Source organism: Burkholderia sp. NLJ2 (assembly GCF_049487195.1).
GTDB classification, from domain to species: domain Bacteria; phylum Pseudomonadota; class Gammaproteobacteria; order Burkholderiales; family Burkholderiaceae; genus Burkholderia; species Burkholderia pyrrocinia.
In genome coordinates, this window is record NZ_CP137810.1 from 680,868 (window position 1) to 706,416 (window position 25,549).

At 69.0% G+C, this 25,549-nt stretch carries 22 protein-coding genes and 2 pseudogenes; 13 read left to right on the forward strand and 11 right to left on the reverse strand.

What is annotated here, in order from left to right; genetic code table 11:
• Nucleotides 1-154 precede the first annotated feature (154 nt).
• Complete coding sequence (locus R9B84_RS25445) at nt 155-1,075, reverse strand: dihydrodipicolinate synthase family protein (protein WP_011547925.1); 921 nt, start codon at nt 1,073-1,075, stop codon at nt 155-157.
• A 251-nt stretch (nt 1,076-1,326) separates the two neighbouring features.
• Here R9B84_RS25445 and R9B84_RS25450 point away from each other — a divergent pair, with 251 nt between their 5' ends.
• The 4 genes from R9B84_RS25450 (at nt 1,327) to R9B84_RS25465 (ending at nt 5,009) form a co-directional block, all read left to right on the forward strand.
• The gene (locus R9B84_RS25450) at nt 1,327-2,259 is read left to right on the forward strand and encodes a 4-hydroxyproline epimerase (protein WP_423763579.1); all 933 of its coding nucleotides are present in this window, start codon (nt 1,327-1,329) and stop codon (nt 2,257-2,259) included.
• Nucleotides 2,256-3,383 (forward strand): NAD(P)/FAD-dependent oxidoreductase, encoded by a 1,128-nt coding sequence (locus tag R9B84_RS25455; protein WP_423762788.1) that lies wholly within the window; start codon nt 2,256-2,258, stop codon nt 3,381-3,383. Before R9B84_RS25450 ends, R9B84_RS25455 begins: the two co-directional genes overlap by 4 nt.
• A gap of 127 nt (nt 3,384-3,510) precedes the next feature.
• A complete protein-coding gene (locus R9B84_RS25460) occupies nt 3,511-3,744 on the forward strand; it encodes a 2Fe-2S iron-sulfur cluster-binding protein (RefSeq protein ID WP_012338331.1) in 234 nt (77 codons plus the stop codon).
• On the forward strand, nt 3,741-5,009 hold the full coding sequence (locus R9B84_RS25465; protein ID WP_423762789.1) for an FAD-dependent oxidoreductase: 1,269 nt from the start codon (nt 3,741-3,743) through the stop codon (nt 5,007-5,009). The genes R9B84_RS25460 and R9B84_RS25465 overlap by 4 nt, the downstream gene beginning before the upstream one ends.
• 43 nt (nt 5,010-5,052) lie before the next feature.
• On the opposite strand, the pseudogene R9B84_RS25470 reads toward R9B84_RS25465, so the two are convergent.
• Nucleotides 5,053-5,151: pseudogene (locus R9B84_RS25470) on the reverse strand (LysR family transcriptional regulator); the annotation flags it as partial.
• Between R9B84_RS25470 and R9B84_RS25475 the strand changes: the two are divergent.
• The 4 genes and pseudogenes from R9B84_RS25475 to R9B84_RS25490 all read left to right on the forward strand — a co-directional run.
• Nucleotides 5,144-5,404: pseudogene (locus R9B84_RS25475) on the forward strand (aromatic acid/H+ symport family MFS transporter); the annotation flags it as partial. The pseudogenes R9B84_RS25470 and R9B84_RS25475 sit on opposite strands and share 8 nt — an antisense overlap.
• Nucleotides 5,405-5,502: 98 nt before the next feature.
• A complete protein-coding gene (locus tag R9B84_RS25480; RefSeq protein WP_423762790.1) occupies nt 5,503-5,853 on the forward strand; it encodes an ArsR/SmtB family transcription factor in 351 nt (116 codons plus the stop codon).
• Nucleotides 5,843-6,277 (forward strand): YeeE/YedE family protein, encoded by a 435-nt coding sequence (locus R9B84_RS25485; protein ID WP_423762791.1) that lies wholly within the window; start codon nt 5,843-5,845, stop codon nt 6,275-6,277. The genes R9B84_RS25480 and R9B84_RS25485 overlap by 11 nt, the downstream gene beginning before the upstream one ends.
• Nucleotide 6,278: 1 nt before the next feature.
• Entirely contained in the window at nt 6,279-6,707 is a 429-nt protein-coding gene (locus tag R9B84_RS25490; RefSeq protein ID WP_423762792.1) for a DUF6691 family protein, read from the forward strand.
• A 140-nt stretch (nt 6,708-6,847) separates the two neighbouring features.
• On the opposite strand, the gene R9B84_RS25495 is transcribed toward R9B84_RS25490, so the two are convergent.
• Complete coding sequence (locus R9B84_RS25495) at nt 6,848-7,198, reverse strand: hypothetical protein (protein WP_423762793.1); 351 nt, start codon at nt 7,196-7,198, stop codon at nt 6,848-6,850.
• Nucleotides 7,199-7,401: 203 nt separating this feature from the next.
• On the opposite strand from R9B84_RS25495, the gene R9B84_RS25500 reads away from it, so the two are divergent.
• Nucleotides 7,402-8,886 carry a PLP-dependent aminotransferase family protein gene (locus tag R9B84_RS25500; protein ID WP_423762794.1) on the forward strand — a complete coding sequence of 495 codons (1,485 nt, stop codon included), beginning with the start codon at nt 7,402-7,404 and terminating at the stop codon, nt 8,884-8,886.
• A gap of 81 nt (nt 8,887-8,967) precedes the next feature.
• Here the strand turns inward: R9B84_RS25500 and R9B84_RS25505 are convergent, their stop codons facing one another.
• The 3 genes from R9B84_RS25505 to R9B84_RS25515 all read right to left on the reverse strand — a co-directional run bounded on the left by R9B84_RS25505 (nt 8,968) and on the right by R9B84_RS25515 (nt 12,210).
• Entirely contained in the window at nt 8,968-9,243 is a 276-nt protein-coding gene (locus R9B84_RS25505) for a hypothetical protein (RefSeq protein WP_152857694.1), read from the reverse strand.
• A gap of 97 nt (nt 9,244-9,340) precedes the next feature.
• Nucleotides 9,341-10,750 carry a cytochrome-c peroxidase gene (locus R9B84_RS25510; RefSeq protein WP_423762795.1) on the reverse strand — a complete coding sequence of 470 codons (1,410 nt, stop codon included), beginning with the start codon at nt 10,748-10,750 and terminating at the stop codon, nt 9,341-9,343.
• Entirely contained in the window at nt 10,747-12,210 is a 1,464-nt protein-coding gene (locus R9B84_RS25515; RefSeq protein WP_065502325.1) for a metallophosphoesterase, read from the reverse strand. Before R9B84_RS25515 ends, R9B84_RS25510 begins: the two co-directional genes overlap by 4 nt.
• Nucleotides 12,211-12,389: 179 nt before the next feature.
• On the opposite strand from R9B84_RS25515, the gene R9B84_RS25520 reads away from it, so the two are divergent.
• On the forward strand, nt 12,390-13,244 hold the full coding sequence (locus tag R9B84_RS25520) for a class I SAM-dependent methyltransferase (protein ID WP_423763580.1): 855 nt from the start codon (nt 12,390-12,392) through the stop codon (nt 13,242-13,244).
• Between the two features lie 84 nt (nt 13,245-13,328).
• On the opposite strand, the gene R9B84_RS25525 is transcribed toward R9B84_RS25520, so the two are convergent.
• The 5 genes from R9B84_RS25525 to R9B84_RS25545 form a co-directional block, all read right to left on the reverse strand.
• Nucleotides 13,329-13,640, reverse strand: coding sequence for a hypothetical protein (locus R9B84_RS25525; protein ID WP_423762796.1), 312 nt, complete (start codon nt 13,638-13,640; stop codon nt 13,329-13,331).
• Between the two features lie 61 nt (nt 13,641-13,701).
• A complete protein-coding gene (locus R9B84_RS25530) occupies nt 13,702-15,723 on the reverse strand; it encodes a BCCT family transporter (protein ID WP_423762797.1) in 2,022 nt (673 codons plus the stop codon).
• A gap of 389 nt (nt 15,724-16,112) precedes the next feature.
• Nucleotides 16,113-17,300: a porin gene (locus R9B84_RS25535; protein ID WP_423762798.1), complete on the reverse strand. Its 1,188-nt coding sequence runs from the start codon at nt 17,298-17,300 to the stop codon at nt 16,113-16,115.
• Between the two features lie 109 nt (nt 17,301-17,409).
• A complete protein-coding gene (locus R9B84_RS25540; RefSeq protein ID WP_423762799.1) occupies nt 17,410-19,830 on the reverse strand; it encodes a TIM-barrel domain-containing protein in 2,421 nt (806 codons plus the stop codon).
• Between the two features lie 27 nt (nt 19,831-19,857).
• Entirely contained in the window at nt 19,858-21,129 is a 1,272-nt protein-coding gene (locus R9B84_RS25545; RefSeq protein WP_423762800.1) for an MFS transporter, read from the reverse strand.
• Between the two features lie 468 nt (nt 21,130-21,597).
• On the opposite strand from R9B84_RS25545, the gene R9B84_RS25550 reads away from it, so the two are divergent.
• Genes R9B84_RS25550 through R9B84_RS25560 form a run of 3 tightly spaced genes read left to right on the forward strand, consistent with a single transcriptional unit; the run spans nt 21,598 to nt 25,452 of the window.
• Nucleotides 21,598-22,542, forward strand: a complete 945-nt coding sequence (locus R9B84_RS25550) for a MurR/RpiR family transcriptional regulator (RefSeq protein WP_423762801.1) — start codon at nt 21,598-21,600, stop codon at nt 22,540-22,542.
• Complete coding sequence (locus tag R9B84_RS25555) at nt 22,539-23,531, forward strand: isoaspartyl peptidase/L-asparaginase family protein (RefSeq protein WP_423762802.1); 993 nt, start codon at nt 22,539-22,541, stop codon at nt 23,529-23,531. The genes R9B84_RS25550 and R9B84_RS25555 overlap by 4 nt, the downstream gene beginning before the upstream one ends.
• A gap of 25 nt (nt 23,532-23,556) precedes the next feature.
• Nucleotides 23,557-25,452, forward strand: a complete 1,896-nt coding sequence (locus R9B84_RS25560) for a dipeptide ABC transporter ATP-binding protein (protein ID WP_423762803.1) — start codon at nt 23,557-23,559, stop codon at nt 25,450-25,452.
• The last annotated feature ends 97 nt before the right edge of the window (nt 25,453-25,549 follow it).

Genomic DNA, 25,549 nt, shown 5'->3' on the forward strand with positions numbered 1-25,549 from the left:
GGCCGGCGTCGCCCGGTTCGAACGACCGGGGCGGGCCGCGGCCCGGTCACGCGCGGCGCGGGTTGGCGCCTAGGCGAACGGGCCCGCGGGCCACGCCGGACCGGAGACGGCGGCGCGCAGGGGGAAGCCTGCGCGCCGCCGCAGGGGGAGTCGATCAGAGACCGACGTCGGGCAGCGCCGGGCGCGTTTCGAGCGCCTTCGCGACGATTGCCTTCACTTCCGCGAGCGTGTCGCCCTGCAGCGCGAGGCGCGGCGGGCGCGTGATCGCGCTGCCGCGGCCGACCAGCTCTTCGCACAGCTTGATGCACTGCACGAGGTCGGGGCGTGCGTCGAGGTGCAGCAGCGGCATGAACCAGCGGTACAGCGCGAGCGCTTCGTCGAAGCGCTTTTGCTTCGCGAGGCGGAACAGCGTCTCGCCTTCCTTCGGGAACGCGTTCGACATGCCCGACACCCAGCCTTCGGCACCGACCGCGATGCTTTCGACCACGACGTCGTCGAGGCCCGCGAACAGCACGAAGCGATCGCCGACGGCATTGCGCAGGTCGATGAAGCGGCGCGTGTCGCCCGACGAATCCTTGAAGCAGACGATGTTCTCGCAGTCCTGCAGCGCGATCAGCACGTCGGGCGTCACGTCGTTCTTGTAGATCGGCGGGTTGTTGTAGACCATCACCGGCAGGTCGGTGCTCGTCGCGACCGCGCGGAAGTGCGCGGCGGTTTCATGCGGCTTCGCCGAGTAGACCAGCGCGGGCATGACCATCACGCCGTCGACGCCGACGCGCTGCGCTTCGCGCACCGTGTTGCGTGCGAATTCGGTCGTGAATTCGGCGATGCCGGCGATCACCGGAATCTTGCCGCCGGCCGCGTCGCGTGCAGCCTCGATCACCTGCAGCTTCTCGCTCGTCGACAGCGACGTGTTTTCGCCGACCGTGCCGCAGACCACGAGGCCCGACACGCCGTCGTTCACCAGGTTCTTCACCACGCGGTGCGTGGCGTCGATGTCGAGGGAAAAGTCCGGCTTGAACTGGGTGCTGACGGCCGGGAAAACCCCGGTCCACTGAATGGCTTTGCGGCTCACTGAAATCTCCTACGTTCGTATCGGTCGGCCGACAGGTGTGTCGGTGTGGCAACCAGTATCGCCGCGCAAATGCCCATCACGCTTGAGTCGTATCGCGGAGCAAAATGACGAAATCGGCACAGCGGCCGGCAGGGGCGCGAAGGGCGCCTCGCACTATGCCGATTTCGTCGTCGTCCTCATCGAAAAGCCACAAGCGGACGGACGCGCGACAGAGGAAGCTATGCTCCTTTCCCCACTTCGGACGGCTCATGATGAAGCGCATCCAGATCATCGATTCGCACACGGGCGGCGAACCCACTCGGCTCGTCGTGTCCGGATTCCCGTCGCTTGGCAGCGGCACGATGGCCGAGCGCCGCGACGTGCTCGCGCGCGAGCACGACCGTTACCGCACCGCGTGCATCCTCGAGCCGCGGGGCAGCGACGTGCTGGTCGGCGCGCTGCTGTGCGAACCCGTGTCGCCCGACGCGGCGGCCGGCGTGATCTTCTTCAACAATAGCGGCTATCTCGGGATGTGCGGGCACGGCACGATCGGTGTCGTGCGCACGCTGCATCACATGGGGCGCATCCGGCCCGGCATTCATCTGATCGAAACGCCCGTCGGCACTGTCGAGGCGACGCTGCACGACGACCTGTCGGTCAGCGTGCGCAACGTGCCCGCGTATCGCCACGCGACGGGCGTCGCGGTCGACGTGCCGGGTTACGGCCCCGTGAAGGGCGACATCGCGTGGGGCGGCAACTGGTTCTTCCTGATCAGCGACCACGGGCAGCGCGTCGCCGGCGACAACGTCGCGGTGCTCACCGCGTATGCGTCGGCTGTGCGCGAAGGGCTCGAACGCGCGGGCATCGCCGGCGCGAACGGCGGCGAGATCGACCATATCGAGCTGTTCGCCGACGATCCCGAGCACGACAGCCGCAGCTTCGTGCTGTGCCCGGGCCTGGCATACGACCGTTCGCCGTGCGGCACCGGCACGAGCGCGAAGCTCGCGTGCCTCGCGGCCGACGGCAAGCTCGCGCCGGGCGCCGTGTGGCGGCAGGCGAGCGTGATCGGCAGCGTGTTCCACGCGAGCTACGAGCAGGCCGACGGCGGCATCGTGCCGACGATCCGCGGCAGCGCGCACCTGAGCGCGGAAGCGACGCTGCTGATCGAGGAAGACGATCCGTTCGGCTGGGGCATCGCGCCGTGAGCGACGCAAGTAGCGACGTCGTCGTGATCGGCGCCGGCATCGTCGGCGCGGCGTGCGCGCACGAACTCGCGCAGCGCGGGCTGCGCGTGCTCGTCGTCGACGACGCGAGCGGCGGTGCAACCGGCGCGGGGATGGGCCACCTCGTCGCGATGGACGACAACGCGGCCGAACTCGCGCTGAGCCATTACTCGATCGAACTGTGGCGCGCGTTGAGCGGCGAGATGCCGGAAGGCTGCGCATACCGCAACTGCGGCACGCTGTGGCTCGCGGCCGATGCGCACGAAATGGATCTCGCGCGCGCGAAGCAGGCGACGCTTGCCGCGCACGGCGTGGCCGGCGAGCTGATCGACGCGGCGACGCTCGCGCAACTGGAGCCGATGCTGCGCGCAGGGCTCGGCGGCGCGCTGAAGATTCCCGGCGACGCGATCCTCTATGCGCCCGTCACCGCGAACTGGCTGCTGCAGCGCGCTCCGCGCATCACGTTGCGCAGCGATCGGGCCGTTGCGGTCGACGGCCCGAGCGTGACGCTCGCGAGCGGCGACACATTGCGTGCGGAACGCGTGGTCGTCGCGAACGGCGTCGCGGCGCGCACGCTGCTGCCCGAGCTGCCGCTGCGCCCGAAAAAGGGCCACCTGCTGATTACCGACCGCTATCCGGGCCAGGTGTCGCACCAGCTCGTCGAGCTTGGTTATGCGGCGAGTGCGCATGCGAGCGACGGCACGTCGGTCGCGTTCAACGTGCAGCCGCGGCCGACCGGCCAGTTGCTGATCGGCTCGTCGCGCCAGTTCGATACCGAGGACGCGCGCGTCGAGCCGCTGGTGCTCGCGCGGATGCTGCGTCGCGCGGTCGGCTACCTGCCGGATCTGGCCGACCTGAACGGGATCCGTTCATGGACAGGGTTCCGTTCCGCGAGCCCCGACGGCCTGCCGCTGCTCGGCGAGCACCCGGCGCGGCCGGGCGTGTGGCTCGCGGTCGGGCACGAAGGGCTCGGCGTGACGACCGCGCCGGGCAGCGCGAGGCTCGTCGCCGCGCAGATGGCCGGCGAACGGCCACCCATCGATATCGAACCGTATTTGCCGGGACGCTTCCTGACCGCGTCCCCCGTAGCCGGAGCGCTGACATGAAACGACCCCCACGCTCACTTCGTTCGCTGTCGACCGGCGTTGGCGCTTCAGCGCTTACGCCGGTCCCATGCAAGGCGCCCCCCGAGGGGGCCGTCAGCCTCCTTGGGGCGGCCCGGCGGAGGCTGACATGATCATTCATCTGGACGGCCGCGCGCTGACGGTGGCCGACGGCGCGACCGTCGCGGCCGCCGTCGCGGCGAGCGGCGACGACACGACGCGCGTGTCGTGCACGGGTGCGGCGCGCGCGCCGTTTTGCGGAATGGGCATTTGCCAGGAGTGCCGGATGACGATCGACGGCCGGCGTCGGCTGGCTTGCCAGACGTTGTGCCGCGACGGGATGCAGGTGGAGCGCACCAGATGAAACAGGAACGACTGAGCGTCGACGTCGCGATCGTCGGCGCCGGCCCGGCCGGGTTGTCGGCCGCGCGGGCCGCCGCGCAAAGCGGTGCGACGGTTGCGATCGTCGACGACAACCCGCGCGCGGGCGGGCAGATCTGGCGGCAAAGCGCAGCGGCCACGCCGGTTTCGGCTGCCGCCGAACGCCTCGCCGTGCTGCGGCAGCCGAACGTCACGCACCTTGCAGCGACGCGCATCGTCGCCGAAACGCAGCCGGGCACGCTGCTGCTCGAGGACGACGAACGCGGGCTGCTGCTCGATTTCCGGACGCTGATTCTCTGCTGCGGCGCACGCGAGCTGCTGCTGCCGTTTCCGGGCTGGACGCTGACGGGCGTCACGGGGGCGGGCGGCTTGCAGGCGCTGATCAAGTACGGCCTCGACGTGCGCGGGCAGCGCACGGTGATCGCGGGCAGCGGGCCGCTGCTGCTGGCGAGCGCGGCGACGGCCCGTCAGGCCGGCGCGCGCGTGTCGCACGTGCTCGAACAGGCCGCATGGGGCGACGTGGCCGGCTTCGGCGCAGGGCTGTGGCGCTGGCCGTCGAAGCTCGCGCAGGCCGCGAAGCTCGTCACGGCCGCTTATCGGCCCGATGCGCACGTCGTCGAGGCGTTCGGCGACAAGCGGCTCGAACGCGTGCGGATCCGCCAAGGCGATCGCGAGTTCGACGTCGACTGCGACCGGCTCGCGTGCGGTTTCGGCCTCGTGCCGAACACCGTGCTGCCGAGCCATCTCGGCTGCCGGATCGGGAACGGCGCGGTGGCGGTCGATGCGCACCAGCGTACGAGCCGCGACGGGTACTTCGCGGCCGGCGAGTGCACGGGCGTCGGCGGCAGCGAGCTGGCGATGGTCGAAGGCGAAATCGCCGGTTATGCGGCGACCGGGCAGACGGCGCCGTTGGCTGCGCTCGTCGCGCGGCGCGCGCACTGGCAGGCGTTTGCAGATGCGGTACGCGAGCGTTTCGCGATCCGCGAGCCGATCCGCCGCCTTGCGCGGCCCGATACGCTGCTGTGCCGCTGCGAGGATGTGCGTTTCGATGCGGTCGCACGCGAGCCGGGCTGGACGGCCGCGAAGCTGCAGTCGCGCTGCGGGATGGGCGCGTGCCAGGGCCGCGTATGCGGCGCGGCCGCGCAGGCGCTGTTCGGCTGGACGCCACCCGTGCCGCGCACGCCGCTCGTACCCGCGCGGGTCGGCACGCTGATGCTGGACGGCACGGCATCCTGCGACGGCGCGTGACGCGTCGCGGTGAAGCGGCCCGGTCGACACCGGGCCGCGCCATTCACTCCACGTTTACCTTTTCCCATCCGCCGACCTGAGGCGCCGCACAGGCGCGCAGGCACTCGATCGTCGCGGCCACGGCCGCGCGATTCGCGCTGTCGGCTGCCTTCTATCCAACCGAGTGCCGGACCACGGGCGTGAGCTGGGCGAACGGGATCGGCCGCGGCGGGTCGGTGGTCGGGTCGATGGCGGGTGGCGCGATGCTGGCGATGGGCGTGCCGCTGTCGACCGCGTTTGCCGTCGTCGCGGCGCCGTGCGTGATCGCGGGGATTGCAGTGCTGGCGCTCGGCGTGGTTCGCGCCGATGCGTCGCGTGCGTCGAGTGCCGACGGGATCGCGGGCGAGCAAGCCTGAGCGCAGGAACGCGCAAGACTATCGGTTTTGCGGCAGCGTGAATCAATACTATATAAATTGATATAATATTGATTCTTTAATTGTGTTGTCCTGCCGCGATGAACGACGATCTTCCCGCCGGGCTGCCCGAGCCCGGCCAGATGCGCGCAGCCGCCGAATCGGCCTGCGCGCTCCTCAAGGTGCTGTCGAACCCCGACCGGCTGCTGCTGCTCTGCGAACTGTCGCAGGGCGAGCGCTGCGTGAGCGATCTCGAGAGCAGGCTGGACATCCGCCAGCCGACGCTGTCGCAGCAACTCGGCGTGTTGCGGGATAACGCGCTGGTCCGCACGCGCCGCGAAGGCAAGAACATCCACTATTCGCTCGACAGCCCGGCCGCGATCGCGGTGATGGGCGTGCTGTACGAACAGTTCTGCGGCCCGGCCGCGAAGGGGGCGCGCGATGCAGCTTGATGCGATTCATTTCACGCCGTGGCTGTCGCTGGCCGGCGGCGTGCTGATCGGGCTCGCGGCCGCATGGCTCGTCGCGTTCAACGGCCGGATTGCCGGCATCAGCGGAATCGTCGGCGGCCTGTTCGCGGCGGGTTCCGGAGAGCGCGACTGGCGCGTCGCATTCGTCGCCGGGCTGATCGCCGCACCGCTCGCGATGCGCGCCGCCGGAGCCGGCCTGACGCCGCAGGTCGACGCAGGATGGCCCGAGTTGATGGCGGCTGGCCTGCTGGTCGGGATCGGCACGCGATACGCGGGCGGCTGCACGAGCGGCCACGGCGTGTGCGGGATGTCGCGCGGCGCGCTGCGTTCGGTGGTCGCGACCGCGACTTTCATGGTCGCGGGCTTCGTGACCGTGTTCGTGCGGCAGCACATGCTGGGAGGCTGACATGCAGGCAGGATTCGCGTTTCTGGCTGGGCTGCTGTTCGGTGTCGGCCTCATCGTGTCGGGTATGGCCAATCCGCAGAAGGTGCTCGCCTTTCTCGACCTGGCGGGCCGCTGGGATCCGTCGCTTGCGTTCGTGATGGCCGGTGCGACGGGCGTGGCCGTGTTCGCGTTCGCGTGGGCGAAACGCCGGACGCGGTCGTGGCTCGGCTTGCCGATGCAGTTGCCGGCCTTGCGGACGATCACCGTGCGCCTGGTCGCCGGAAGCGCCGTGTTCGGCATCGGCTGGGGGATGGCCGGGTTCTGTCCGGGGCCCGCGATCGTGTCGATCGGCTTCGGGTCGGCCAAGGGGATCGGATTCGTCGTCGCGATGCTGGCCGGGATGGCGATATTCGAGTGGGTCGAGCGTCGCAGGAGCAGGAGCGCGCGGTGACGCGATGGCCGCGTGCCGTTTAGGCCGCGGCTGTCGAGGCAGTCTACCCGGATGAGGGGGCTGGAACGGAGCGCGTTCGCTTGTCGCCGGGATGATGCGGTGGCTGCGTGGCCGACGCCGCGGCTCGGCGCGCCGCGATGTCAGGAATGCTCTCGCACATGATGGCCGCCGCGCACCAGCCCGGACAGCCGGCGCAGGATCGCGCGCCACGATGCGAGCACGCCTCTGCGGCCGCCAGGCTCCACAACCGCCATACTGACCGCGCCGGCGCCGCCGGTCGACAACGCCACGTGACGGGCCGTGTCGAGCACCAGGCATTCGCCTTCGTCGAGCACACGGCGGATGTACTGTGGCGCGTCGGGCAGCCAGTCGAGCCCGCCGTGACGCAGCGTAACCGCGAGCGCACCGTCCAGCACGATCACCTGGCTACCCTTGTCGAACCACGCAAAGTGGCTTTGCCCGGCGTCGAGCCGGATATGTTGCGTCCGCATGGCGATTCCTTTTCCCGGTTGCGCGGCCTCGCGACGGCGAGGCGACAGCGTGCAGTCAGGTTAGGGAAACGGGCGCGGGCACGACAGATTCAGGGGCCGGGAATCTGTTGCGGTGCAGGTGCCGATTTTGCATCGCTGTATCGGTGGGTTTCCCCCGAATCTGTATCTGGCGTGCCCCCGATCGCGCGGGCACGATGGCTCGCATGAAGCCTTTCGCCGACACATCCCGCACGCCCTTGCCGATGGACGGCGAGCCGCTTTACGAACGGCTCGCCGAACATTACCGCCGCATCATCGCGGCCGGCACGCTGTCGCCCGGCGACCGGATGCCGTCGGTGCGCGCATTCATGGCGCAGCACGGCGTGAGCCTGTCGACTGCGATCCAGGCATTCCGGCGGCTCGAGGATACGGGCTGGTGCGAGGCGAAGCCGCGCTCGGGCTACTTTGTGCGGCGCCGCGCGTCGGCCGCGCTCGAAACGCTGCCGGAAAGCGACGGACCGCCGTTGAGCGTCGAGCCGCCGTTCGCGGGTCTGCACGAACGCGTGTCGCGCGTGATCGACCGCGCGAATGCGGCAACCGATGCGTTGAATCTCGGTGGCGCATCCGCGCTGGCCGCGCTGTATCCGACCGAGCGCCTGCAGGCGCTGGCGATCCGGCTGCTGCGGCGCAAGCCGACGCTGCTGACCGACGCGGGGCCCGTCGGCGGTTCGCCCGAATTCCGGCAGACGATGGCCAAACGCGCGCTGTCGTACGGCGTGACCGTGTCGCCGGACGACGTGATGTCGACGAGCGGCGGCGTCGATGCCGTGAATCTTGCGCTGCGGGCGGTCGCGCGCCCCGGCGACACGATCGCGATCGAATCGCCGGCCTTCTTCGGCTTGATCCAGTTGCTCGAAAGCCTCGGCCTGCGCGCGCTCGAAATCCCGGCCAGCCCGACGACCGGCCTGTCGATCGAGGCGCTCGAAGTGGCGCTGACCGCGTATCCGGATATTCGGGCCGTGGTCGTCGTGCCGAACCTGCAGAACCCGCTCGGCTGCGTGATGCCCGACGAACGCAAGGCCGCGCTCGTCACGCTGTGCTCTCGCCACGGCGTGGCCGTGATCGAGGACGAGCCGTATCGCGAACTCGTCGAGGCGCCGCAGGCGGTCAAGCCGGTCAAGGCATGGGACCGCGACGGCACGGTGATCTACTGCCCGTCGTTCAACAAGGTGCTGGCCCCCGGGATGCGGCTCGGCTGGATGAGCGCGGGGCGCTGGCATGCGCGCGTGAAGATGCTGAAGTTCGCGCACAGCCGGCACAACGCCGCGTTGCTGCAGGCCGTTGCGGCCGAATTCGTCGGTTCGGGCGCGTTCGATCGCCATCTGCACCGGTTTCGCGAACAGTTGCGTGAGCAGCGCGATGTGACGATCGACGCGATTGCGCGGCATTTTCCGTCCGGAACCCGGATGAACCAGCCGCCGGGCGGGATGCTGCTGTGGATCGCGTTGCCGGACGGCGTGCGCTCTGATGCGCTGTTCGACGCCGCACTGGCGCACGGGGTCAAGATCGCGCCCGGCTCGATCTTCTCGAATTCCGACCGCTTCGACGCCTATATCCGGCTTGCGTGCACACGCGTGTTCGATGCGGCGCACGAGGCGGCATTCGAAACGCTCGGCCGCCTGATACGCGACGCGGTGGCGGCTGCATAAGCACGGCGGTTGCCGGCCGGGCTCGCGCATGCGCGATCGTTCCGGCCCGCCGCGCCACCGCGGCGGCCGGCCGCCGCCCTGTCAGCGGCTGGCCGAGTGCGACGCGAGGTGCTGGCGGATCAACGACAGGTAACGATCGCCGACCGAGAAATCGCGTGCGACGCGCGGCCGTTCGGCCTGGCGCAACGTGGCCGGCGCGCTCATGCCCAGATACCGGCAGACGGCCGACGGAAACGGCTTGCGGGTATGCCCGAGCTGGCGCGCCGCGCGCTCGACGCGGGCGTCGCCGACCTGGGCGCGAAGCCACGCCAGCACTTGGCGATCGGTGTCGTTGACGATTCGGACCAGATGTTCCATCGCGCACCTCACTGTTCATAAATACAGTACTGTAAATATAACCAGTGTTTGCGGCGACTGCAAGCGGGCGCGCTTGCGGCTGGCCGTTCGGCCAGGGTCAGCGCGCCGGCGCGGTGGTTCGACGGTCCTGCGATCCGGCGATCCGGGCAGCAGGGGCAGCAGGAGCGGCGGCCGCGGCGATGCCCGTATAGCGCGCGTCGGTCAGCGTGCCGAGGAACGCGACGATGTCGTCGATTTCCGTGTCGGTCAGCGCGGGCGGCGTGCCGGGCCGGCGGTTCATCGGCGTCGAGTTGACGTTGATGTTGCCGCGATAGGCGGCCGGCACGTCGTCGAACGTCCTGGCGCCGTGATACCAGAAGCCGGGGTCGGTCGAGCGCGTGTTGTAGAACGCGACCGCGTCGCGCAGCGTCGTGAACACGCCGTTGTGCATGAACGTCTGCTTGACCGCGACGTTGCGCAGCCCCGGCGTGCGCAGGTAGCCGCACCATTGCGTCGGCTCGGGCCAGCGCAGCCGCCGCGCGGTGTCGCACAGCCCGTTGTCGAAATGGCGCGGATCGCGGTTCGCTGGCAGCGCGCGGTTGCGCGGCACGGCGATCGCGTCATAACCGAAATCGGTGAAGAGCGAGCGCTCCGGGCGGCTCGACGTGTCCGACAGCGTATGGCAGGTCATGCAGTTGCCCTTGTCCGGATTCCGGAACAGCGCGAGGCCGCGCATTTCGGCCGGCGCGAGCGGCTTGCGCGTGCGCAGGAACGCGTCGAAGCGCGACGTGAACGGCGCCATCTCGTCGCTCTGCAGATAGGCCTCGACGGCCGATCCCAGCGCGCGCACGAGTTGTTCGGGATCGCGTCGCACCGGCGCGCCGAAACGCGCGGCGAGATCGGGCGCGAGTTCGGTTGCATTGACCTTGCGCAGCAGCGCGGCCGGCGATCGGTTGTTCATCTCGTTCGGATCGAACAGCGGCCCGCGGATCTGCTCGGCGAGCGTATCCGCGCGGCCATCGCTGAACAGTCCGCCGAACGGCGACGGCGCGGGCGCGTCGTCGTCCTGGTAGAAGTGGCGGCGCGGCACGTAGCGCACATAGAGCAGCGACGGCGCATTGCGCTGGCTGAAGCGCCCGGGCCGGCTGCCTTCCGGCACGCCGGGCCCCGCGAGCGAAGCCGCCGACAGCGTCGGCGCGAACGCACGGCCCGGATCGTGGCAACCCGCGCACGACATGCCGCGCGGCTCGGACAGCCGCGGGTCGAAGAAGATCCGGCGGCCGAGCGCGACGAGCGTCGGGTCGGGCGCGAAGCGCGCGGTGGCCGCGTCGATCTTGCCCATCACCTGCGGCGTGCCGTTGCCGATCGTGTCGACGACGCGCGACGGCGGCGCGCCGGGAAGCAGGACCGTTTCGGACGGCGCGGCGTGCGCCGCCAGCGCCAGGCCGGCGAGCACGGCCGCGGCAAGCGTGTGCAGCGTTTGCCGGCCGCGCACGACGCGGCCGTCGCATCGAACCTCTTCACTCACGGCGCAATGAACCCCGTCTTGTCGCAGGCGAGCGTCGTGCCCGACTGGTTGCACGACGCGAGCAGCTTGCCTGCGGCCGAATATGCACGGAACACCCAGCCCGTCGCGGGTGCCGCACGGCGTTCCATGATCAGGAAGCCGAAGCTGTTGTTGTGCGACAGCCGCTCGATCACGGCGCCCGGTGCCGGCGTCAGGCCGGCCGGGAACGGGTCCGGCAATGCGACGTCGAGGTTGTCGCCGCCGTTGCCGGACACGATCGTCGCCGGGTGCCCGGACGAGAAGTTGATCGCCTGGAAGTCGTGCACGTGACCGTGCAGTGCGACGTGTACGCCCGGCGGGTAGTACGCCTGCGCGTAGAGGCTCGACATCACCGACTGCAGCGCGAGGTTGCCCGGCGCGGGCGTGCTGCCGGCGATCGGCGCGAACGCGAGGATCGGATGATGGTTCGTGAAGATCGTCGTCGTCATGCCTGCCTTCGACGCGAGCGTGGCCACCGTCTGGAACTGCTTCTGGTAGATGCCGAATTGCGCGTCGGTCGTCTTGAGCGGCGTGCGGCCGACCTTCGCGGTGTCGAACACGATCACCTGCGAGCCGCCACCGAGCGACACCGCATAGGGTTCCGAATAGTTCGCGTTGGTGTCGTTGGCCGGATCGTCGCACGAGCGGGCAGCCGAATACGGGCGCGGATCGAGGAAGCGGAACCAGCCCTGGCCCGCACGTGCGCATTCCTCATGATTGCCGCGCACGACGACCCACGGCGCCTTCGCGAGCAGCGGCGCGGCCGGGCGGAACAGGTCGGCTTGCCACGTATCCCAGCCATATCCCCACGGGCTGTCCTTGCAGCCGGCGATGTCCGGCGGGCAGGCGTTCTCGCGATAGTGGTAGTCGCCCACATGCATGACCAGATCCGGCGACAGTTTCGCGACGCTGGCCGCGATCGTGTCGAACGGCCAGACCGTCGCGTCGTTACATGCCTGCCATGCGTTGTCGGCCTTCTTCATCCGGCAGCCGGTGTCGGCGATGATCGCGATGCGCTGCGGCTGCGCTTTCGGCAGCGGCAGCGTGCGGCCCGCGACGCTCGCCGCCTGCGCATCGGCCGGCAACGTCGTTTCGCAGACGGAGACCGGGAAGTTCGACGGCTTCGAATCGGCCGGGTCGCTGGCGGTCGGCCGCTGGGCCAGGGTCGCGGCGCCTGCGCGCAGCGTCATGCGCGACAGCTTGCCGTCGACGGTCAGTTGCGGACACAGCGGATCGCTGGCCGATGCGGGGGTGTAGTTCGTGATGACGCGCGCGATCGCCTGGTTTGCGTCACCGATCTCGACCCACGCGGCCTGGACGTTGATCGCGGCGCTTGCCGGATCGGCCGGCGTATCGATGTGATTCGAGCACGCCGACAGCGCGGCGAGGGCAACAAGGGGGGCGCAGCGCGCGAGCAGTGCGCGTGGGAGGAGTCGTCGCATGGGAGGCACCGTAGGAAAGTCGTCAACGATACGCAGCGCGAATGTAAGAAATGTGAAAAACCGTGGCGCGACGGGCTGCTCGCCGATGCGCCGGTGTTCGCGGTCAGGGCCTTGACCTCAAGCCGGCTTGAAGCAGCACAGTCCGGTTCATGATCAACGAACCAGAAGGGGAATCGACGATGGAAACCAACCGGCCCAACGACGAACAATCCGCGCTGTGGAACGGCCCGTCGGGGCGTGCATGGGTCGATGCGCAGGCGCCGATCGACCGGATGTTCGAGCCGCTCGCGGCGCTGCTCGCCGATGCGGCGGCCGCGTCGTCCGCGCGCAGCGTGCTCGACGTCGGCTGCGGCACGGGTGCGGTCACGCTCGCGATCGCGCGCCGGCTTGGTGCGAATGCGCAATGCACGGGCATCGATATCTCGGCCAGGATGATCGATGCCGCGCAGGCGCGCGCCGAACGCAGCGGCCTTCACGCCCGCTTTGTGCGCGCGGATGTGCAGACGCATGCGTTCGAGCCCGCGAGCGTCGACCTGATCGTGTCGCGCCTGGGCGTGATGTTCTTCGACGATCCGGTGCGGGCCTTCGCGAATCTGCGGCACGCGGCGCGGCCGGATGCGCAGATGCGGTTCGTCGCGTGGCGCAGTGCGGCCGACAACCCGTTCATGACGACAGCCGAGCGGGCCGCCGGGCCGTTGCTGCCGAACCTGCCCGCGCGGCGGCCCGGCGCGCCGGGGCAGTTCGCGTTCGGCGACCGGCAGCGGATCACGTCGGTGCTGTCGGACAGCGGCTGGGCCGACGTTGCGATCGAGCCGGTCGATAGGGCGTGCGCGTTGCCCGAGCCCGCGCTGAACGACTACATCGCGCGGCTGGGCCCGGTCGGGCTCGCGTTGCTGGAGACGGACGACGCGACGCGGCGGCGCGTGGTCGACACGGTGCGTGCCGCGTTCGAGCGTTACGTGCATGGTGCGGAAGTGCGCTTCGACGCGGCGTGCTGGCTCGTGACGGCGCGCGCCTTCCGCGCAATGAGATAAAGGACGGATCAGGAAAGGACCGCCTGCTGGTCATGCGCATTGCCGTTCGCGCACGATGAAACAAGGCCGCGCGACGTGCGCGCGTCAGCGTTTGCGCGCGCGCAGCATCAGCCACGCGCAACCTCCGGCCACCAGCATGAGGCCGAGCAGGACGGCCTCGACGCCGAGCGCGAAGCCGGGCGGCATTTCACCGCTGTTCGGTGCGGGCGACAGGTTGCCGCCCATCGCGATCGCGCCGCCGGCCAGCAGTACCATGCAGACGATCCAGTAGAGCTTGCCGCGCGGCGCCGCGGCCCGGATCCGCCACAGCGCGATGCCGGCTCCGCCGAGATAAAGCACGGCGAGCGTGCCGAGCGCGACGATGTCGGCGGAGCGGCCATGCAGGAGCGCGTTCATCGTGCGGCTCCGCCGAACGTGCAGGACCGGCGCGGTGCAGCAAAGGCTGCGGCGTGCGCGCTCATTCGGCCTCCGTCGCGTGCCCCGGCGCGCGGCTCAGCAGATGCGTGCGCTTGTCGGCCGCGAGCGACACATAGCGTTCGTACTGGCGCAGCACGTCGGCAATCACCTCGTCGCCGCGCAGGTATTCGACGTCGTACCCGAGCCGCCCGTCCTCGAAGAACGTGACGATCCCGTACACGTGCGCACGTGCCGCTTCCGGCTCGGCCGCTTCGCGCACCAGGAACGCGGCCGCGGATTTCACCGTCACGCGCGCGCCGTACACGAAATCGCGGTGGTCGGCAGTCGGCACGGTGAGCCGCACGGCGTCGTCGCTGTCGCGCTGCACGTGCGCATCGACGCCGCTCGCGCGCAGTTCGTCGGCGACTTTGCGCAGCGCAGGCTCGACCGTCTCGGCGACGAACTGGCGTGCGTCGGCCTCGGTCGTCTGCCGCAGGATGTGCGTCAGGCGGTGGCGCCAGTGCTGGCCGGTCCAGTAGCTCGTCGCGGGCGCGATGTCCTGCGAATAGTGCGCGCGGTCGGCCGCGAGCCCGCGCCACAGCCCATAGCAGAGCGCGAGCATGATGATGGCGACCGGCAGCGCGGCGATCAGCGTCATCGCCTGCAGCGCGCCGAGCCCGCCGGCGACGAGCAGCACCGCGGCCGTCACGCCGAGCAGCGCGGCCCAGAACAGCCGTTGCCAGACAGGCGAGTGCGCGTTGCCGCGCGTCGCGATCTGGTCGATCACGAACGCGCCGGAATCGGCGGACGTGACGAAGAACACCGCGATCAGCACGATCGCGGCGATCGACAGCCCTTGCGACAACGGCAGGAAATCGAAGAAGCGGAACAGCAGCGCATCGACGCTGGTGGCCGTCTGCGCGAGCGCGCCGGCCGCGCCGTGCGTATCGAGCCAGATTGCGCTGTTGCCGAACACGGTCATCCACACGAGGTTGAACGCGGTCGGCACGAGCAGCACGCCGATCACGAACTGGCGGATCGTGCGGCCGCGCGAGATACGCGCGATGAACATGCCGACGAACGGCGACCACGATACCCACCACGCCCAGTAGAGGATCGTCCAGCCGCCGAACCAGCCTTCCTCGCGCGGCGACGCATACGCGTAGGTGCGGAACGACAGGTCGACGAGATTCGACAGGTACTGGCCGATGTTGTCGCCGAGCGCGCGCAACAGGAACGCCGTCGGGCCCGCGACGGCCACGAACGCGAGCAGCAGGAACGCGAGCAGCAGGTTCAGTTCGGACAGCCGCCGCACGCCCTTGTCGAGGCCGCTTGCGGCCGACAGCCCTGCGAGGATCACGACGAGCGCGACGAGCCCGATGCGAAACGCATTGCTGCCTGTGTCCCAGCCGGCGACCGTATGCAGGCCTGCGCTGATCTGCATCACCCCGTAGCCGAGCGTCGTCGCGATGCCGGCGACGGTGCCGACTAGCGCGAACGCGTCGACCGTGTGACCGATCCAGCCGTTGATGCGCTCGCGCAGCACCGGATACAGCCCCGAGCGCAACGTCAGCGGCAGGTTGTAGCGAAAGCCGAAATACGCGAGCACGAGCCCCATCAGCCCGTAGATCGCCCACGCATGGAAGCCCCAGTGGAAGAAGGTCATCAGCATCGCCTCGCGCGCGGCGGCGGGCGTGCCGGGGTCGACGGTCGGCGGTTTCAGGAAATGCTGCATCGGCTCGCCGACGCCGAAGTACATGAGCCCGATGCCCATGCCGGCCGCGAACAGCATCGCCGTCCACGATACGAAGCTGAATTCGGGTTCGGCGTCGTCCGGGCCGAGGCGGATGTTGCCGAAATCGCTCGCGGCGATCAGCACGAGAAACATGAGGAAGCCGGTGACGGCCAGCACGTAGAACCAGTCGAAGCGCGCGATGACCCATTGCTGGCCGGCGGAGAACAGCGCGCCGGCTTCATTCGGGAGCAGGCCGCACACGACGAGCAGTGCGCCGATGACCGCGAGCGCAGGCAGGACGACCTGCGGCTTGAATGTTGTGCGGGGAGAGGGACGGGATTCCGGCATGTCGGGCATCCAGTTGTGGGCGCAACGAGGCGCGACGCCGCCCGGCGCGCACGTGGCGCGCCGGACCCTGATACGGCGTGCGTCGAGTGTACCGCGGTGTCAGGACTGCAAGAAGGGGCATGCAGAAGAGATGAACCTGACGAATTGTAAGGTATCGGGGCGGTCGAGGAAAACCGCGTGGTTCGCGCGGCGAGTGGACGGGATGCGGAAAGCGCGGCGGGCGCCGGGCCTGGGGTGCCTCGGACGGCGCACGTGCGATGCGCATCGTCCGGGGCGAAGGCAGCGCGCTGAAGGCGCTGCCGTGCGGGTTCTCAAGAAAACGCCGGGCCGCTCCAAGTTTTCTTGACCCCCTCGGGGGGCCTGGCGCGAAGCGACAGGTCTGGGGGCGCTCAGAACGTGACGGCGATCCCGGCCATGCCGACGAACTGGCCGTGCGTCGTCGACGGCGTCAGCTGCTGCGAATCGCCGACGATCGGCGCCGCGTCGATGATGTGGCCGGCGCCTTGCGCGCCGAGCGTCCGCCCGCTCGAATGCGTGTACGCCTGCAGCGCATAGAGCGTCGTGCGCTTCGACAGGCTGTACGACTCCTTCAGCGAATACTGCTGGTAGCGGGCCGCGTTCGCGACGCCGTTCGCCTTCGACGCGAGCGTGTACGCGAACGCGCCGGCCACCGAGAACGCCGGCGTGAAGCGGTATGCGGCGAGCGCGCCGTAGGTGTTGAACACGGCCGTGTCGGTGAATACGGAGCCGTTGCCGGGCAGGTACTTCACGTTCGAATAGTTGACGCCCATCGTCAGGTTGCCGAGCGTGTAGTTGCCGGCTGCCGCAACGTGTTCGATGGCCTTCGCGGTCAGGTAGCCCTGGTTCAGCACGGACACCGCGAAGCTGCCCGACGATGCGGTGGCCGGGTTCAGGAAGCCCGCGGACGAGCCCGAGCTGTTGATGCGCAGGTAACCGGCCGCGATCCCGACCGGCCCGTTCGCATAGCGCAGCGCGGCGCTGAACGTGTTGCCCTTGCCGGTCGCGCCGGCAATGCCGCCGAAGGCGTACATCGCGCTCGCGCTCAGCCCGCCGAAGATCGGCGACGTATAGGTGACCGAGTTGTTCACGCGGATCGTCGTGTCGAGGCCGTCGATGTCGCCCGGATGCGCGCCGGTCGCGCCGGTCAGCCAGCTGCTCGACGCGTACGGGCCGACGAACAGGAAGTAGGGCGTGTACTGGCGGCCGGCCGTCACCGTGCCGTAGTGATCGTTGCGCAGGCCGACGAATGCCTGGCGATTGAACATCGTGCCGGCGGCGGCCTGCGCGCCGGTGTTCAGGTTGAAGCCGGACTGCAGATCGAAGATCGCGTGCGTGCCGCCGCCGAGATCCTCGTCGCCGCGCAGCCCGAACTTCGATGCATACAGGTTGCCGTCGCGCATGTAGATGTTCGAGTGGCCCTGCTGGTTGTTCACGTACGCGAGCGAATCGTCGACGACGCCATACAGCGTCACGCTGCTCTGTGCGTGGGCGGCGGTCGCGCCGAGCGACGCGGCCGATAAAATCAGGATTGCATAGCGATTGACGGGTGCTTTCATTGTTGATCTCCAGACTCTTCGTTCAAAGGGGGCGGGAGGTTCGGAGACCTCCTCTGTGGCGGGTGGCGGGCCGCGCGAACGGCCCGCCTGATCGGTGCGGCGTGCGCGGTCAGCTATCGAACGCGACGACGATGCGGCGCCATGCGCCGTCCTGCGCGTCCTGTTCGACGCGCGCGCCGCGGACGGCGAGCGGGCCTTGCAGCGACGCGGGCAGCAGGATCTCGACGCGGTCGGCCGGGCGGGCCGGGCGGCCGTCCCAGCGGACCGACACGCCGAGCACGCCCGACGCCTCGCGGCCGGTCTCGATGCGCCACAGTCCGTATTCGCCGTCGCGCCACGCTTCGGTCTCGCCGTCGTCCTCGACGCATTCGCCGTACGCGACGCCGTCCTCGATGCGCGGCGCGACGAGGAAGCCGCGCGTGTCGGCGCGCGCGCCGAAATGCTGTGTCGCGACGTTCAGCGGCAGCACGCGGCCTTCGCGCAGCAGCATCACCGGTGTATCGAGCGGCGCGGGCAGCGTCACGCTCGCGCCGCCGTCGAACGACTGCGCGCTCGCGCAGCACGTCCAGCGCGCGCCCGACGGCAGGTAGACCGTGCGTTCCGTGCGGCCGGGATCGACGACCGGCGCGACCAGCAGCGCGTCGCCGAGCATCATGTCGTCGCACTCGTCGTAGCAGCGCGCATCGCCGGGGAAATCGGCGAAGGTCGGCCGCAGCACGGGCTCGTAGCGCGTCGTCGACAGCCACAGCAGGTGATAGAGGTAGGGCAGCAGCCGGTAGCGCTGCTTGATCAGCGACGCGACCTGCGCGGCGATCTCCGGATACATCCACGGTTCGTTGACGGTGCCGTCGTCGTTCCACGAATGGATGCTGAAGCGCGGCATGAAGATGCCGAACTGCACCCAGCGCAGCAGGAGTTCGGGCGACGGCGCGGGCCCGGAGAAGCCGCCGATGTCGTGACCGATGTTCGACACGCCCGACAGCGCGAGCCCGAGGCCCATCTTCAGGTTGTAGCGCAGCGTTTCCCACGACGTATAGTTGTCGCCGGACCAGGTCTGCACGTAGCGCTGCATGCCGGCGCCGCCGGAGCGCGACACGAGGAACGGCCGCTGCGCCGGCGCATGTGCGCGCTGCGCGTCGCGCGACGCGCGCATCATCAGCATCGTCTGCAGCACCTTCGCCTCGCGCGCGGGGAACGGCTGGCCGAAGCCGTGCGCGATCGCGTCGGGCGACCAGATCTCGTATTCGTTGTTGTCGTTCCAGGTCGACTCGATCCCGTATTCGAGCAGCGCCGACGTGACCTGCTCGCGCCACCAGCGATATGCGTCCGGCTGCGTGAAGTCGAGATACGCGCCGACCTCGTCCCAGAACTGCACCCACGCAGGCTCGCCGGACGCCGAGCGGATCAGCAGCCCGCGTTTTGAGGCCTCGTCGAATGCGGGATGGTCGCGCAGCAGGCACGGCTTGATGTTCGCGCACAGGCGGATGCCGTGGTCGCGGTAATGCTTCACGAAACCCTTCGCGTCGGGAAACTTGTCGCGGTTCCAGTTGAACACGTAGCGCTTCGCGCCGATCGACGTATAGCCCGACGACAGGTGGAACGAGTCGCACAGGATGTCGTGTGCGTCGCACTGCTCGACGAACTGGTTCATCTGCTGCTGCGCGTCCGGCGCATCGGTGTAGCTCATCGTCGAGCCCGAATAGCCGAGCCCCCATTTCGGCGTGCGCGCGGGGCGCCCGGTGAGCCACGTGAAGCGCCGCGCGGCCGCGAGCGGCGTATCGGGCGATGCGATGAAGTAGTAGTCGAGATCGCCGTGCTCGGCGACGAAATAGCGGTACGGGCCGTGATAGTTGTCGAGCTCGCGGCCCATGTCGAACGAGCAATCCGACAGCGTGTCGTAGAACAGGCCGAACCCCTGGCACGCAGCGGGCGACCACGTGATGTAGAACGGGATGTGCTTGTACAGCGGGTCGGTGTGTTTCGCGCTGTAGCCCATCGCGTCGATGTTGCGCATCTCGAAGCGCGCGCCCGTGCGGTCGAGGTCGCCTGCGCGTTCGCCGAGGCCGAACACCTTGTCGCTGCGCTCGCGGGCGACGTAGTGATACGCGCGATCGTCCCACCAGCCGAAGTTGTATGCCTGCGTCGCGCGGTCGGCGAGCGCGACGCGCCATGCGCCGTCCGCGCCGCGCATCGACCACGTGCAATGGCCGCCTTGCCAGCGCACCGCGAGCCGGATCTGCGCGGTCTCGATGCGCAGGCCGTCGTCGTCTTCGACGAGGCTATAGGACGGCAGCGCGAAGCCGTCCAGGTCGACGCGGTCGCGCCCGTCGAGCGGCACGTCGTCGAGGCCCGGTGCGATCGACCACGTGCGCGGGTTGCGTGCCGTCGCGTCGGGCAGCACGCGCACACGGACGATGTCGTCCTCGAGCACGAAGATCTCGAGCGTCGCGCCCGCGTCGGACGCGAGCAGCAGGCGGTTGGCGTGCCGGCCGGCGATGCGGAACACGGGCGGATGAAGAAGCGAAGTCATGAATGCGATTCCTGGTGAAAGCGAATGTCAGGCGTGCCGTGCGAGCAGGCGTTCCTGCTTCGACTGCCCGCGGATCAGCACCGCGAGCAGCGTGACGCCGATGATGTCGAACAGGCCGAGGCACGCGAATAGCGGTGCATAGCCGATCTTGTCGGCGAGCGCGCCGACCAGCAGCGAGAAACCGAGCCCGCCGATCCACGCGGCCATCCCGGCGAAGCCGCTGGCGGTGCCGACTTCCTCGGAATCGAACACGTCGGCCGACAGCGTGTTGACGAGCGCGGAGATCATCTGGTGCGCGAAGCCGCCGACGCAGAACAGCGCGATGGCCGTGTACGGCGACGACACGAGGCCGATCATCGCAGGCCCGATCATCAGCACCGCGCCGAGCGCGACGCCGGCGACGCGCGACCACACGAGCGGCAGTTTGAAGCGGTTGGCGAGATACGGCGACAGGTAGCCGCCCGCAATGCCGCCGGCGTCGGCCGCGAGAAACGGCATCCACGCGAAGATCGCGATCTGCGTGAGCGGCATGTGGCGCTCGGTCGCGAGGTATAGCGGAATCCAGAAGCTGAAGGTCTGCCACGCGGGTTCCGCGAAGAAGCGCGGCAGCGCGATGGCCCAGAAGCGCCGCGCGGTGACGACGTCGCGGATGCGGCGCTTCGACACGGAAGGCAGCGTGGCCTGGCCGTCGCGGATCAGCGCGCGCTCCTGCGGCGTGATGCGCGGATGATCGGCCGGCGAACGGTATTGCGTGTACCAGAGCGCGGCCCACACGAAGCCGAGCGCGCCGGTGACCATGAACGCCGACTGCCAGCCGAACCGCATCGAGATGAACACGACGAGCGGCGGCGCGATCGCGGCGCCGAGCGACGTGCCCGCATTGAAGTAGCCGACCGCGACGGATTTCTCGCGATCGGGAAACCATTCGGCGACGGCCTTCATCCCCGACGGAATCGCGGCGGCCTCGAACAGCCCGAGAAAGCCGCGCAGGATGCCGAGCGACAGCCAGCCCGACGCGAAGCCGTGCGCGACGCCGACCACCGACCACAGCATCGCGAACAGCGCGAACCCGAGCCGCAGCCCGATCAGGTCGACGATGAACCCGCACACCGGCTGCATGATTGTGTAGCCGATCTGGAACGCGCCGACGATGTACGAATACTGCTGCGTCGAGATCGCGAATACCTGCTTCAGCTCGGGGGCGAGCACCGCGAGGGAGTTCCGTGCGAGGTAGTTGAGGATCGTGCCGAGACATACGAGCACGATGATCCACCAGCGCAACGCCTTGACTGTTTTCACTACTGTCTCCTGTTGGGCAGGGCGGGCATGCGGCACCTGCCTGATCCATGCAAGCCGTCCGGTCAGGAGGGCTTTGTCGTCTTATTCATACGATGTCTGATCTTGATAAACGCCAGTTTTTCCGGGTTATATCGAAATTCCGCTGTTCAAGCGAACATTTCGGCGTCGTTGGATACGGATGTTATCTGACGACTGATCATTTTCGAACATCCTATGTTCGAATACGAATCCGGTCAACGGGAATTTGCATTCGAACGAACGTGATCGGGGTTTTCCCGATGGCAGGGGGAGCGACGCGCGCAGAGACGGACGGCGATTGCGTATCGGATGCCCGTGCGGCGGGGCTGTGCGATGGCCGGGCGATCGGTGGGCGACGGATGGGGCACAGCAGCCTTGGTGAAAATTTATTTTTTTCTGGTTCGTGGATTGTGTAAATTGATTTTCATCCACCTTGCAATGACCATTCGCATGACGCCTCTCGTTCAGCACGACGCCAGTCACGACGAACCCGCGATCGCCGAGCGGATCGCGTCGGCGATGCCGTTGATGACGCCGATCCACCGGCGCATGGGCGAATTCGTGCTCGCGAATCCGTTTCGCGCGGCGACGATGCGGATCGATGAACTCGCGCAGGCCGTGAATGCGTCGATCGCGACCGCGAACCGCTTTGCGAAGGCGCTCGGCTTCGACGGCTATCCGGCGATGCGCGCGGCGCTCGTGCGCGGCTTCGAGGCGACGCTCGGGCCGGTCGAACGGCTGCGTTCGGCGCAGGAGCAGGAGCCCGGCGTACGCGGTGCCGCATGGATCGACGCGGTGTTCAACCAGGCTGTCGCGAATATCGAGAACACGCGCGCGCAACTGGACGCGGCCGATGTCGAGGCCGCGGTCGAGGCGATCGTCGGCGCGCGGCGCGTGCTGATCCTCGGTGCGGGGTCGAGTGCGTTTCTCGCCGGGCTGATGGAGCACGGGCTGTCCGTGTGTCACGACAGCGTGCAGTCGCTCGCGCTGCTCGGCGGGCCGTCGCATGCGGCGCGGCGCCTGTATACGGCCGACTCGCGCGATCTCGTGATCGCGCTCGCGTTTCCGCGCTACGTGAAGGACACGATCGAGCTGGCCCGTCGCGCGGCGGCGCGCGGCGCACGCGTGCTCGGCATCTCCGACGGCCCGCAATCGCCGCTTGCGCCGATCGCGTCGCTGAACCTGTACGTCAAGGCCGAACGACGCTTCGCGGCCACGTCGGAAGCCGCCGTGCTCACGATGATCGAGGCGCTGATCGATGCGGTCGCGCTGCGCACGCACCGGTCCGCGAAATCCGCCGCCGAGATGACCGAATTCCTGCTGCCGTGGCTTGTGCAGCCGCAAGCGGCGCTGCAGGCCGCCAACCCTTCTTCCCCCCGTCTGAAAAAATCATGACTTCACCCGCGATCGTCGCGATTCACGGCGGCGCAGGCACGATCCTGCGCGATGCGATGGATACCGACACCGAACGTCGGTACCGTGCCGAACTGACCGCGATCCTGCAGGCCGCTCAGCAGGTGCTGGCCGACGGCGGCAGCGCGCTCGACGCCGTCACCGTCGCGGTGCGGATGCTCGAGGACTGCCCGCTGTTCAACGCCGGGCGCGGCGCGGTGTATACGGCCGAAGGCAAGCACGAACTCGACGCGGCGATCATGGATGGCGCGACGCTCGATGCCGGCGCGATCTGCTGCGCGACGCGCGTGCGCAATCCCGTGCTTGCCGCGCGGCGCGTGATGGAGGCAAGCGAACACGTTCTGTTTGCCGGCGCGGGAGCGGATGCGTTCGCGGCCGCGCAAGGGCTCGAACTCGCGGAACCCGGCTACTTCGACACCGAGGCGCGTCATGCTCAGTGGCTGAAGGCGCGCGCGGCGGCCGGCATGATGCTCGACCACGATGCGGCGACGTTCGCGTTCGGCGCATCGCAGCCGCAGCCGGCCGAGCCGCTCGATCCGGATCGCAAGCACGGCACGGTCGGCGCGGTCGCGTGCGACCTGCACGGCCACATCGCGGCGGCGACGTCGACGGGCGGCATCACGAACAAGCAGCCGGGGCGTGTCGGCGATTCGCCGATCATCGGCGCCGGCTGCTACGCGGACGACGCGACCTGCGCGGTATCGTCGACGGGCACCGGCGAGATGTTCATCCGGCTCGCGACCGCGCATGACGTTGCCGCACAGATCGCGTATCGCGGCGCGTCGCTGGCCGACGCCGCGCACGACGTCGTGATGAACAAGCTGTCGCGCCTGGCGGGCCGCGGCGGGATCATCGCGGTCGACGCGCACGGCAACGTCGCGATGCCGTTCAACACCGAAGGGATGTACCGTGGCTACGCGCGTGTGGGCGAAGCGCCTGTCGTCGGCATCTATCGCGACGACGCAGCCTGATTCCGGATCGCACGAGGAGAACCGCATGACTTCGAGCCGTAACCCGTCCGGCCTGGCGCTGCCGGAGCAGCGCGTCGTCGCCGTGGACGACCTGTCGGTCACGTTCCGCCGCGAAGGCGCGACGTTCGACGCGGTGCGCAACGTGTCGTTTCACGTCGATCGCGGCGAGACGCTCGCGATCGTCGGCGAATCGGGTTCCGGCAAGTCGGTCACGTCGCTCGCGCTGATGCGGCTCGTCGAGCATGGCGGCGGCGCGATCACGGGCGGCCGGATCGCGTTCCGGCGCCGCGGCGGCGCGCTCGTCGATCTGGCGCAGGCGAGCGCCGCGACGATGCGCGGCATCCGCGGCTCGGACATCGCGATGATCTTCCAGGAGCCGATGACATCGCTGAACCCGGTGTTCACGGTCGGCGACCAGATCAGCGAGGCGATCGCGCTCCACCAGTCGAAAAGCGCGTCGGAAGCGCGTGCCGAGGCGCTGCGGCTGCTCGATCTGGTGCGCATCCCGGAAGCGCGCCGCGTGTTCGTGCGTTATCCGCATCAGTTGTCGGGCGGGATGCGGCAGCGCGTGATGATCGCGATGGCACTGTCGTGCCGGCCTGCGCTGCTGATCGCCGACGAGCCGACGACCGCGCTCGACGTGACGATCCAGGCGCAGATCCTGCAACTGGTTCGCGGGCTGCAGGACGAGATGAACATGGGCGTGATCTTCATCACGCACGACATGGGCGTGGTGGCCGAGGTGGCCGACCGCGTGCTCGTGATGTATCGCGGCGAGAAGGTCGAGGAGGGCGAGTCGGACCGCATCTTCGCGGCGCCCGCGCATCGCTACACGCGTGCGCTGCTCGCGGCCGTGCCGCGGCTCGGCTCGATGCAGGGCACCGACGCGCCCGAGAAATTCCCGCTGCTGAAGGTGGACGGCGCTAGCGCCGCGGCACCGGCACCGGCGGCGAACGACGATGTGCAGCCGCCCGTCGATCAGGCCGCGCCGCCGATCCTGCGCGTACGCGATCTCGTCACGCGCTTTCCGGTGAAGAGCGGCGTGTTCGGCCGCGTGTCGCAGTACGTGCATGCGGTCGAGCGCGTGAGCTTCGAGCTGCGCGCGGGCGAGACGCTCGCGCTGGTCGGCGAATCGGGCTGCGGTAAGTCGACCACCGGCCGCTCGCTGCTGCGCCTCGTCGAATCGCAGAGCGGCTCGATCGAATTCGACGGCCGCGACATCAGCGCGCTGAAGGGCCACGACCTGCAGGCGCTGCGCCGGAACATCCAGTTCATCTTCCAGGATCCGTTCGCGTCGCTGAACCCGCGTCTCACGGTCGGCTTCTCGATCATGGAGCCGCTGCTCGTGCACGGCGTCGCGAGCGGCCGCGAAGCGCAGGCGCGCGTCGACTGGCTGCTCGATAAGGTCGGCCTGCCGCCCGAGGCCGCGCGTCGTTATCCGCACGAATTCTCGGGCGGCCAGCGCCAGCGGATCGCGATCGCGCGTGCGCTCGCGCTGAACCCGAAGGTCGTGATCGCCGACGAATCGGTGTCGGCGCTCGACGTGTCGGTGCAGGCGCAGATCGTCAACCTGATGCTCGACCTGCAGCGCGAGCTCGGCGTCGCGTACCTGTTCATCTCGCACGACATGGCCGTCGTCGAGCGCATCAGCCATCGCGTCGCGGTGATGTATCTCGGCCAGATCGTCGAGATCGGCCCGCGCCGCGCGGTGTTCGAAGCGCCGCAGCATCCGTACACGAAGAAGCTGATGAGCGCGGTGCCCGTGGCCGATCCGGCGCGCCGGCACGCGCCGCGCCAGCTCGCGGCGGACGAGATCCCGAGCCCGATCCGCACGGTCGGCGACGAGCCGGTGGTTGCGCCGCTCGTCGCGGTCGGCCCCGATCACTACGTCGCGACGCATCGCGTCGGCGGCGCGTACTGAACGCGCGGGAGGTTGCATATGGACCGCAGCTGCGCACGAGCGAGGCAACGGCGTCTTTATCCCGAGCGGGGGCAGTCACGCCGCGATTTCAACCATG